The sequence below is a fragment of the Mycobacterium sp. TH-M82 genome, from assembly GCF_057473605.1.
The window spans coordinates 1-1,704 of record NZ_JBYCKY010000055.1 but is presented as its reverse complement, the minus strand read 5'-3'; the positions used below and the strand labels follow the sequence as shown (position 1 = coordinate 1,704).

General features: G+C 68.4%; 1 protein-coding gene. It reads right to left on the bottom strand.

Going from position 1 to position 1,704, the window contains the following annotated elements; translation table 11 throughout:
- On the bottom strand, positions 1-1,704 hold a 1,704-nt coding region (locus AC2VON_RS01705), incomplete at both ends, for an ATP-binding protein (protein WP_486951384.1).

Here is a 1,704-nt window from a genome sequence, read left to right as displayed (position 1 = left end):
CGGCGCGCCAGGCCGCCACATAGGTTGCCAGCTGCCCGCCGGGGGTGTCGTGGGTGTGCACGTGCACCGGCAGGTCGAAGCGGCTGCGCAGCGCGCTCACCAGCGCGGTGGCCGCCGGCGGCCGCAGCAGGCCAGCCATGTCCTTGATGCCCAGCACGTGCGCACCCGCGTCGACGATCTGTTCGGCCAGTTCGAGGTAGTAGTCCAGGGTGTAGAGGCGCTCGTGTGGGTCGGACATGTCGCCGGTGTAGCACATCGCGACTTCGGCTATCGCGCAGCTGGTTTGGCGCACCGCGTCGATCGCCGGGCGCATCGAGGCGACGTTGTTGAGCGCGTCGAAGATCCGGAAGATGTCGATCCCGGTGGCGGTGGCCTCCGCCACGAACGCCGACGTCACCAGTTCCGGATACGGCGTGTAGCCGACCGTATTGCGTCCCCGCAGCAGCATCTGCAGACAGATGTTGGGCAGCGCCTCGCGCATCGCGGCCAGTCGCTCCCACGGGTCCTCCTTCAAAAACCGCAGCGCCACATCGTAGGTCGCTCCGCCCCAGCACTCGATGGACAGCAGCTGTGGGGTCATCCGGGCGATGTACGGCGCTACGTCGAGCAGGCTGCTGGTGCGTAGCCGGGTGGCCAGTAGCGACTGATGCGCGTCGCGAAACGTCGTCTCGGTGACACCGACAGCCGACGACGTCCGCAACCAGCGGGCGAAACCTTCCGGGCCGAGCTGAGCCAGCCGCTGCTTGGAGCCCGGCGGCGGCGCCACAGCCAGATCGGCCTCAGACAACCTGGGCAGCTTGTCTGTCGGGTACACCGCCGACGGCCTCGACCCGTGCGGGGCGTTGACGGTGACGTCGGCCAGGTAGTTCAAGATCTTGGTGCCGCGATCGGCCGACGAGCGTGCGGTCAGCAGGTGCGGTCGCTCTTCGATGAACGACGTGGTGATCCGGCCGGCGGCAAAGTCCGGATCGTCGAGAACCGCTTGCAGGAAGGGGATGTTCGTAGCCACGCCGCGGATGCGGAACTCGGCAATCGCGCGCCTGGCCCGGTTCACCGTGGTGGTGAAATCCCTTCCCCGGCAGGTCAGTTTGACCAGCATCGAGTCGAAGTGCGCACTGATCTCGGCGCCCAGATGGGTGCCGCCGTCCAGCCGGATGCCTGCCCCGCCGGGGCTGCGATAGGCGCTGATCCGGCCGGTGTCCGGCCGGAAACCGTTGGCCGGATCCTCGGTGGTGATCCGGCACTGCAGCGCCGCGCCGCGCGGTGTTATCGCCTGCTGTCGCAAGCCCAGGTCGTCCAGCGTCTCCCCGGCGGCGATGCGCAGCTGCGACGAGACCAGGTCGACGTCGGTGATCTCCTCGGTGACGGTGTGCTCCACCTGAATCCGCGGGTTCATCTCGATGAACACATGGTGGCCGCGCTCGTCGAGCAGGAACTCCACGGTGCCCGCGCAGCTGTAGCCGATGCGCCGGGCGAAGGCGACCGCGTCGCCGCAGACCTTCTCCCGCAATGCCGGCGCCAGGTTCGGCGCCGGTGCCAGCTCGACGACCTTCTGGTGGCGGCGCTGCACGCTGCAGTCCCGCTCGTAGAGGTGCACCACGTTGCCGTGGGCGTCGGCGAGGATCTGCACCTCGATGTGGCGCGGGTTGATCACCGCCTGTTCCAGATAGACCGTCGGGTCCCCGAACGCCGACTGGGCCTCCC